The following is a 7473-nucleotide window of genomic DNA, read 5'->3' as shown; positions in this document are numbered from 1 at the left end:
CGCCGCGGTGCTGGCCGCCGTCGTCGGAGTCGTCATCGCTTTAGCCTTCGGCACCGGACATGCTCCCCTCTACATCGTTTTGCTCGCATCCTCCTCAGCAGCGTTGGTCTTGCCGATCGTCGACTCGCTTCGGCTGACAGGGCCGAAGGTCCTGACGACGACGGCGCAAGTGGCGATCGCTGATATCGCTTGCATTGTGGCGCTTCCGTTAGCCGTTGACCCGCCGAACGCCGGCCGGGCAGCGGTCGGGGCAGCCGTCGTCGCGGCTTGCGCGTTGGTCTTGTTCTTCGTGCTTCGTTGGCTGGAGAACAGCGGCAACCGCGGACGGTTACACGACATATCCGAAGACCGGAAGTTCGCCTTGGAACTGCGGATCCAGCTGGCCTTGCTGTTCGCGCTTTCAGGGCTCGCGGTCCTCGGCCACGTCTCCATCATGCTGGCCGGGTTCTCCTTCGGCCTGGTGGTCTCCGCGGTGGGCGAACCCCGTCGCCTGGCGCACCAGCTCTTCGCCGTGAGCGACGGTTTCCTGGGGCCGGTCTTCTTCGTCTGGCTGGGTGCATCGCTCGACCTAAGGACCCTCGCGGGCAGCCCAAGCATGATCCTCCTCGGGATCTGCCTTGGCTTTGGAACACTGCTGGTGCACGGAAGCATCCGGGCCCTCGGCCAGCCCCTGCCGCTCGCAGTACTGGCCTCGTCCCAATTGGGAGTGCCGGTTGCAGCCGCCACCATCGGCTCCCAATTGCACTTGCTGGAACCGGGAGAAGCCGCCGCTATGATCCTCGGGGCCCTCATCAGCATTGGGGCAAGCACCATCGCGGGTTCGCGGGCGGCACGCAAATATTCGGAAGCCGCTCCGGAATCCGCGGGTGAGGGGCCAAAGAGCGGGGGGCCGGCCGGCAAAGGACAATCCGGCAAAGGCCCGGCAGGCAAGCCCTCCGAAGGTGGTCCGGCGATAACTGCCTGATTCCCATACCCGCAGCATGACCCCGTCACACGACCCATCCGACAGCGGCACGGCCACGAACCACCGGTAGAATTGCGGGGTTGACCAGACCGAGCTGGACTGTCGACCACCCGCTTGAACGCCACCGAGGGAGGAACCCGTGCGCGCATCGCATGCCCGGACGCCCTTCCATGCCATGCGTTCGGTGGCCCTGGCGGTCGCCATTGTTGTCCTCGCGGCAGGTGCCCATGTCCTCTCCGGGGGTGCGCTTCCCGTCGCTCCGGTCCTGTTGGCCGTCCTTGCATTGACCGGGCTCGTCACCACTCTTGCCACCCGGTTCAAGCTCGGATTCCCGGTCATTGCCGCGCTTCTGGGAGCCGGCCAGCTTCTCCTGCACGAGGCCTTCACGGCATTCGGTCCGCTCACTGTTCCGGCTCCGGGCTCACCAGCACACCACTTGGCGGCTGAACACCTCTCCCCGCCGCTGGGCACTGAAACAGTCCATTTTCACGAGGTCGACACTCCCCTCAGCTGGTTGATGCTGACGGGGCACGCCCTCGCCACTGCCGCTTCGGCATTGCTCCTGGCCAAGGGCGAGCAGGCACTGTGGCAGCTCGAGGCCTGGCTTCGTCCCCTCCTGCAGCTCATCCGACTGATCTTCAGGCCCGACGCCGGCAACGCAGCTGTTGCGTTCAGCGCACCTGCCGTATTCATCCCCCGCCCGTGGCGGAACCTCAGGCAAGACAGCAGACGCGGCCCGCCCGCCGTCGTCGTACCCTCCTGACTCCGCCCGGCGCCGCCTTCAACTGGTGACGGGCACATCCCCTCACTTTGGCGCGCCTTCGCGCGCCCGTTGAAAGGCAACAACCATGAACAAGTCCTCACTCCGCCGCGCCCTCTCCGCTACCGCAATCGCGGGCGGCACCGCCGCACTGATGATGGCCGGCCTCGCAGGCGCATCTGCCCACGTCTCCATCAACCCGGACAAGACCACGGCCAACTCGTATGCCCTGCTGACGTTCGGCGTCCCGCACGGCTGCGACACCTCAGGCACCACCAAGTTGACCATCAACCTGCCCGAGGAACTGACCGACGCCACGCCCACGGTGAACCCCAACTGGACAGTCGAAAAGGTGACGCAGACGCTGCCGGAACCCAAGAAACTGGCCGACGGCACATCGATCACCAAACGCACCAGCCAGATCGTCTACACGGCTAAGGCTCCGCTGGACCCGCACTTGCGCGACGCGCTGGTCCTGTCCGTGAAGCTGCCCGACACCGCTGGCAAGACCCTCTACTTCCCCACGCTCCAGAACTGCGAGCAAGGGCAGACGAACTGGGCTGAAATCCCGAAGGACGGCCAGGACGCGCACTCGCTGAAGGCTCCGGCTCCTTCGGTGGCCGTCACAGCCGCAGATCCGGCCGCGGGTGACACCCACATGGCTGCGTCCATCTCCACCGAGCAGGTAGCTTCCGTGACCGACGACGGCTCACAGGCGCGCAGCTGGGCCGGCCTGATCGCCGGCGTGGCAGGGCTGGGTCTGGGTGGCGCGGCCTTCTTCCGCAGCCGTTCCGCCAAGGCATCAGTCTCCAAGTAACGGCTCCGTTGGGTCGGCGTCCGGAACATTACGATCCGGACGCCAATCCGGCGCCGCTGCCGCGCCGCAGTTGACTCCGGCAAATGACGACGAAAAGCTGAGCGCATGACGAATATGCGAGTCAAGAACGGTCTCCTGCTCACGATGGCAGCAGCCTCGGTATTCCTGCTCTCCGGCTGTTTCCAAACCCAGGCCCAGCCCTCGGGATCAGCCGTACCCAGCGACACGGCGTCGGCCTCGTCGTCACCGTCGGCCTCGGCCTCAAGTACTCCTACTTCAAGCGGCAGCGCCACGCCATCGAGCACCGGGACGACGCCATCAGGCGTCGCTCTCTGCAAAGCGGGCTCGCTGACAGCATCTGTCGACTCCACAGGGGGCGGAGCGGCAGGGAGCGTCTACATGAAACTCATCCTGACCAACTCCGGCACGCAACCCTGCGTCCTCAATGGCTTCCCGGGCGTCTCACTCACGTCGGGACCCGCGGGCGATCCGATCGGCGCGGCTGCCGCGCGCGACGACTCCCAGCCTGTGACGCAAGTGCTCCTCGCTCCGGGGAAGGCCGGTTTCGCCCAACTCCGCTACACTCAGGCCGGGAACTACCCCGAGTGCACCCAGGCCCCAGCCGCCGGCTTCCGGGTCTACCCACCCGAGGACACCGCTTCGCTGTTCATCCCGCAGCAATACACGGCTTGCAGCAACACCAATATCAATCTCCTGACCGTCCAGGCGTTCCAGGCGGGGTAGGCGGTCCAGCGCTGTTCCTTATTGTGTCGGTGCCGTGAGGCATGATGGAGGAATGCAGGAGCAGAAGCTACCGGGCGGTCCTGGCAATTCAGCCATGGACCGCTTCAGCCGTGCCACGCGCGAGTGGTTCCTTGGTGCTTTCTCCGCGCCCACCCCTGCCCAGGACGGTGCATGGAAGGCCATTTCTTCGGGATCGCACGCCCTTGTGGTTGCGCCCACGGGTTCCGGCAAGACGCTCGCAGCATTCCTGTGGGCGTTGGACCGGCTCTTGTCCGTGTCCCCGCTTGCTTCGGCGGACGCCCTTCCGGAACTTGAGGCACAACCGCCCGTGCCAAAGCTCCCAAGCGCAAGACCCGAGTCCTGTATATCTCGCCCCTCAAGGCCCTCGGCGTGGACGTCGAACGGAACCTCCGCTCGCCGCTGATCGGCATCACGCAAACCGCAAAACGGCTCGGGTTGCCGGCCCCGCTGGTCAGCGTCGGAGTCCGTTCAGGAGATACGACGACGGCGGACCGCCGCGCGCTGCTCAGCCACCCGCCGGACATCCTCATCACCACGCCCGAGTCCTTGTTCCTCATGCTGACGTCCAAAGCCCGGGAGACGCTCAGCGAGGTGGACACCGTGATCGTCGACGAGGTCCACGCCGTTGCAGGCACCAAGCGTGGCGCACACCTCGCGGTGTCATTGGAACGGCTCGATGCGCTGCTGCCGAAACCCGCCCAACGGATCGGCCTCTCGGCTACCGTGGAGCCGCGCGAGCTCGTCGCACAGTTTCTCGCCGGTTCGGCACCCGTGGAAATCGTCGCACCACCGTCGCACAAAAACTGGAACCTCAGCGTCAGCGTTCCTGTGGAGGACATGTCCGACCTGGCGGGAGCCGCGGGCGCCTTCGACTCCGGGCCGGCCTCCGGACTGCAACCGCAAGCGTCCATTTGGCCGCATGTCGAGGAGAAGATCGTCGACCTTGTGCTGTCGAAGCAGTCCACCATTGTGTTCGCGAACTCCCGGCGCCTCGCGGAGCGACTCACAGCCCGATTGAACGAGATCTACGCGGAGCGCCAACTCATGGCGGTGGATGTGTTTTCCGCCGCGGCGGATTCGGCGCTGGACTCGGGGCTACCGTCCTCGACGGCGACTCCGGCGCACATGATGGCCCAGGCCGGCAGCACGAGCGGCGCCGATCCGGTCCTGGCCCGCGCGCACCACGGTTCCGTGTCCAAGGACCAGCGGGCACTCATCGAGGATGACCTCAAGTCCGGCCGGCTGCGGTGCGTTGTGGCCACGTCGTCCCTGGAACTCGGCATCGACATGGGTGCCGTGGACCTTGTAGTCCAGGTCGAGTCGCCGCCGTCGGTGGCCAGCGGACTGCAAAGGGTTGGCCGCGCCGGGCACCAAGTAGGTGAGATTTCAGAAGGCGTACTCTTCCCCAAGCACCGGGCAGACCTCGTCCACACCGCCATCACTGTGGAACGCATGCTGAGCGGGAAGATCGAACGCCTCCACGTTCCAGCCAACCCCTTGGACATCCTCGCCCAACAAACGGTCGCCGCCACCGCCCTGGGAAGCATCGATGTCGAGGAATGGTTCGCCACCGTTCGGCGCTCCGCTCCTTTCGCCACCCTGCCCCGCTCAGCTTTCGAAGCCACCCTGGATCTCCTGGCTGGCCGGTATCCTTCGGACGAATTCGCCGAACTCAGGCCGCGCATCATCTGGGACCGGAATGCCGGCACCATCGAGGGCCGCCCCGGAGCACAGCGACTTGCCGTCACCTCGGGCGGAACTATCCCGGACCGCGGGCTCTTCGGCGTGTACATCATCGGCACCGAGAGCGAAGGCACCGGTTCTGGGTCCGGCTCCGGTTCCAGCCAGGCCGGTCCAGGGTCCGCACAGGAGCCCAGTCCGGCGTCGCGCGCTGCCAAAGGCGGCCGACGCGTCGGCGAGCTCGACGAGGAAATGGTCTACGAATCACGCGTCGGCGACATCTTTGCCCTGGGCGCCACGAGCTGGAAAATCGAGGACATCACGCACGACCGTGTCCTTGTCTCGCCCGCCTTCGGCCAGCCCGGAAAACTCCCCTTCTGGAAGGGCGATTCCTTGGGCCGGCCGGTGGATCTCGGCCGCGCCCTCGGAGCATTCGTGCGTGAGCTTTCCGCCTCGGACCAAGAGCCGGCACTGGAACGCTGCAAGGCCAGCGGACTGGACGACTTCGCCGCCGGCAACCTGATCCAGTATCTGGGCGAACAGAGGCAGGCCACGGAAGTGGTCCCCAATGACCGGACGCTCGTGGTCGAACGGTTCCATGACGAACTCGGCGATTGGCGCGTGGTGCTGCACAGCCCCTTCGGCATGCCGGTCCACGCACCGTGGGCACTCGCCGTCGGGCAGCGGCTCCAGCAGCGCTACGGGCTGGACGGTTCCGCGATGGCCGCCGACGACGGGATCGTGCTGCGGGTCCCGATGATGGAGGACGAACCTCCGGGGGCCGAGCTGTTCCTGTTCGACCCGGAGGAGCTTGAGCAGATCGTGACGGCGGAGGTTGGCGGGAGTGCCTTGTTCGCCTCCCGCTTCCGCGAGTGTGCTGCGCGCGCCCTGTTGTTGCCGCGCCAGAACCCTGCGAAAAGGCAGCCGCTGTGGCAGCAACGGCAACGCTCCGCGCAATTGCTGGATGTCGCGAAGAAGTACCCGTCTTTCCCCATCGTGCTCGAAACCGTGCGCGAGTGTTTGCAGGACGTCTACGACCTCCCCGCGTTGAAAGACATAGCAGCTTCGATCGAGCGCAGGGAACTGCGCTTGGTTCAGACCACCACGCAGCAGCCCTCACCCTTCGCCAAATCGCTGCTCTTTGGGTATGTGGCCCAGTATTTGTACGAGGGCGATTCACCGCTCGCCGAACGCAGGGCCGCTGCCTTGGCCCTCGACTCCACGCTCCTCAACGAGCTCCTGGGCAGGGTGGAACTACGCGAACTCCTCGACGCGAAGGTCATTGAGACCACCGAGCTCGAGCTCCAGCGGCTCGCACCGGACCGGCTGGTCCGTGGGATGGAAGGCGTCGCGGACTTGCTGCGCCTGCTCGGCCCCTTGAGCGTCGAAGAAGTGGCGGCCCGTTTGCAGCCCGAAGGAGTGGAAGCTTCCGCGGATCCGGCCGCGTCGCAACTGGCGGCGGGATCGCATCTGGCCGCATCGCATCTGGCGGCGCTGCGCAAGGCCAACCGCGCCCTCACCGTGACGCTCAGCGGCGTTGAACGATTCGCCGCTATCGAGGACGCGGCCCGGCTCCGCGATGCCATCGGGGTTCCGCTGCCCATGGGAGTGCCGCTCGCCTTCATCGAACCCGTCCACGATCCGCTCGGGGACCTGGTCTCCCGATACGCACGAACCCACGGACCCTTCACGGCCGAGGAAGCCGCCTCGAGGTTGGGACTGGGTGTCGCCGTCGTAAGCACTGCGCTCAAACGCCTGGCCGCGGACGGCCGCGTAGTGGAGGGCGAGTTCCGCCCGCACCCGAGTGCGCCGGCCACGGTTCCCGATGAGGGCCCGGAGTTGTTGGAGGCACCGGAACTCCCGGCTGTTCCGCTCCGCGGAGTCCCATTGAGTAGCGAGTGGTGCGATTCCGAAGTGCTGCGCAAGCTCCGGCGTCGTTCGCTTGCTGCACTGCGCGCCGAAGTGGAGCCGGTGGACGCTGCCGCGTACGGCCGGTTCCTCCCCACCTGGCAAAACGTATCCGTGCCCTCGGCCGGCCGTCCTGGTTCTTCTGGAGGCAGGGGTGCCCCGGCGCTGCGCGGGCTCGACGGCATCATGACCGCCATCGATCAGCTCTCCGGCGTGCCTGTTCCGGCGTCGGCGTGGGAGCCTTTGGTGCTGGCCAGCCGCATTTCCGATTACCAACCGGCCATGTTGGACGAGCTCATGGCCGCGGGCGAAGTCTTGTGGTCAGGGGCTGGCTCGTTGCCCGGGAACGACGGGTGGATCAGTCTCCATGTGGCCGAAGCCGCGGAGCTCACCCTCAACCCGGACCCCGAATTCGAGCCCGGCGACGCCCAACTCCGCCTTCTGGAATACCTGCAGACCGGCGGGGGCGCCTATTTCTTCCGGCAACTCACCGATGTTGCCGGCGGCATGGACGCGGTCCTTAGCGACGATGCCGTGGTGGCTGCCCTGTGGGACCTCGTGTGGGCCGGCCGCATCACG

6 protein-coding genes are annotated in these 7473 nt (G+C 66.4%); all 6 read left to right on the top strand.

What is annotated here, in order from left to right:
- A partial coding sequence (locus AHiyo1_RS10850) for a cation:proton antiporter (RefSeq protein ID WP_084784463.1) occupies window positions 1-964 on the top strand: 964 nt, incomplete at its 5' end.
- A 139-nt stretch (window positions 965-1103) separates the two neighbouring features.
- Window positions 1104-1727: a hypothetical protein gene (locus AHiyo1_RS10845; RefSeq protein ID WP_059388572.1), complete on the top strand. Its 624-nt coding sequence runs from the start codon at window positions 1104-1106 to the stop codon at window positions 1725-1727.
- A gap of 85 nt (window positions 1728-1812) precedes the next feature.
- Window positions 1813-2541, top strand: a complete 729-nt coding sequence (locus AHiyo1_RS10840; RefSeq protein WP_059388571.1) for a YcnI family copper-binding membrane protein — start codon at window positions 1813-1815, stop codon at window positions 2539-2541.
- 105 nt (window positions 2542-2646) lie between these two features.
- Entirely contained in the window at window positions 2647-3285 is a 639-nt protein-coding gene (locus tag AHiyo1_RS10835) for a DUF4232 domain-containing protein (RefSeq protein ID WP_084784462.1), read from the top strand.
- A gap of 52 nt (window positions 3286-3337) precedes the next feature.
- The gene (locus AHiyo1_RS28235) at window positions 3338-3709 is read left to right on the top strand and encodes a DEAD/DEAH box helicase (RefSeq protein ID WP_445286208.1); all 372 of its coding nucleotides are present in this window, start codon (window positions 3338-3340) and stop codon (window positions 3707-3709) included.
- On the top strand, window positions 3676-7473 hold a 3798-nt coding region (locus AHiyo1_RS10830; RefSeq protein ID WP_445286207.1), incomplete at its 3' end, for a DNA glycosylase AlkZ-like family protein. The genes AHiyo1_RS28235 and AHiyo1_RS10830, both read left to right, overlap by 34 nt.

This window comes from Arthrobacter sp. Hiyo1 (genome assembly GCF_001263615.2).
GTDB lineage: Bacteria > Actinomycetota > Actinomycetes > Actinomycetales > Micrococcaceae > Arthrobacter.
This window is presented reverse-complemented; position numbering and strand designations above follow the sequence as displayed.